We start from the raw sequence: 1,364 nt of genomic DNA, 5'->3' as shown, positions 1-1,364 counted from the left end.
TTGAACGGCATGCCGTTGACCTGGTTGTACGAGCGGGCGTCGACCAGGTACTTCGCCCGGATGAGGGTGGCGAGCTGCCCCAGGTTCATCTCGGGGATCACCACCTTGTCGTACCTGGCGAGCACCGCTGCGAGGTTGTGCGGGAAGGGATTGAGGTGACGCAGATGGGCCTGGGCGATCCGGCCGCCCTCCTTGCGGATACGGCGCACGGCGGCCGTGATCGGTCCGTAGGTCGAGCCCCAGCCCAGCACGAGGGTCTTCGCCCGGTCCGGGTCGTCGACCTCGATGTCGGGTACGTCGATGCCGTCGATCTTCGCCTGCCGGGTGCGGACCATGAAGTCGTGGTTGGCCGGGTCGTAGGAGATGTTGCCCGTGCCGTCCTGCTTCTCGATGCCGCCGATGCGGTGCTCAAGACCCGGGGTGCCCGGGATGGCCCAGGGGCGGGCCAGGGTCCGCGGGTCCCGCTTGTAGGGCCAGAACACCTCCGTGCCGTCGTCCAGGGTGTGGTTCGGTCCCTGCGCGAACTGCACGGTCAGGTCGGGCAGCTCGGTCGGGTCCGGGACGCGCCAGGGTTCGCTGCCGTTGGCGAGGTAGCCGTCGGAGAGCAGGAAGACGGGAGTGCGGTAGGTGAGTGCGATCCGGGCCGCCTCCAGGGCGGCGTCGAAGCAGTCGGCCGGGGTGCGGGGCGCGACCACGGGGACCGGGGCCTCGCCGTTGCGGCCGTACATGGCCTGCAGCAGGTCCGCCTGCTCGGTCTTGGTCGGCAGCCCGGTGGAGGGGCCGCCGCGCTGGATGTCCACGATCAGCAGCGGCAGCTCCAGCGACACCGCCAGCCCGATGGTCTCGGACTTCAGCGCCACACCCGGGCCACTCGTCGTCGTCACCGCCAGCGAACCGCCGAACGCCGCACCCAGCGCCGCGCCGATGCCGGCGATCTCGTCCTCGGCCTGGAAGGTCCGCACACCGAAGTTCTTGTGCCGGCTCAGTTCGTGCAGGATGTCCGAGGCCGGGGTGATCGGGTAGGAACCGAGGTAGAGCGGCAGGTCCGCCTGCCGGGACGCGGCGATCAGCCCGTAGGACAGGGCCAGGTTCCCCGAGATGTTCCGGTAGACGCCGGGCGGGAACGCCTTCGCCGCCGGGGCCACCTCGTAGGAGACCGCGAAGTCCTCGGTCGTCTCGCCGAAGTTCCAGCCGGCCCGGTAGGCCGCGATATTGGCGGCGGCGATGTCGGGCTTCCTGGCGAACTTCGACCGCAGGAACTTCTCCGTACCCTCGGTGGGCCGGTGGTACATCCAGCTCAGCAGCCCGAGGGCGAACATGTTCTTGCTGCGTTCGGCCTCCTTGCGGGTGAGGTCGAACTCCTT

The 1,364-nt window shown here is 69.5% G+C and carries 1 protein-coding gene; it reads right to left on the bottom strand.

Annotation, left to right across the window (positions count from 1 at the left end; translation table 11 throughout):
• Positions 1–1,364: 2-oxoacid:acceptor oxidoreductase subunit alpha (locus tag ACH4VX_RS35585; RefSeq protein ID WP_398373468.1), on the bottom strand; the 1,364-nt coding region annotated here is incomplete at both ends.

Source organism: Streptomyces sp. NPDC020731 (assembly GCF_044334705.1).
Lineage (GTDB): Bacteria > Actinomycetota > Actinomycetes > Streptomycetales > Streptomycetaceae > Streptomyces.
The sequence above is the reverse complement of the archived record's forward strand: the minus strand, read 5'-3'. Positions and strand labels throughout refer to the sequence as shown.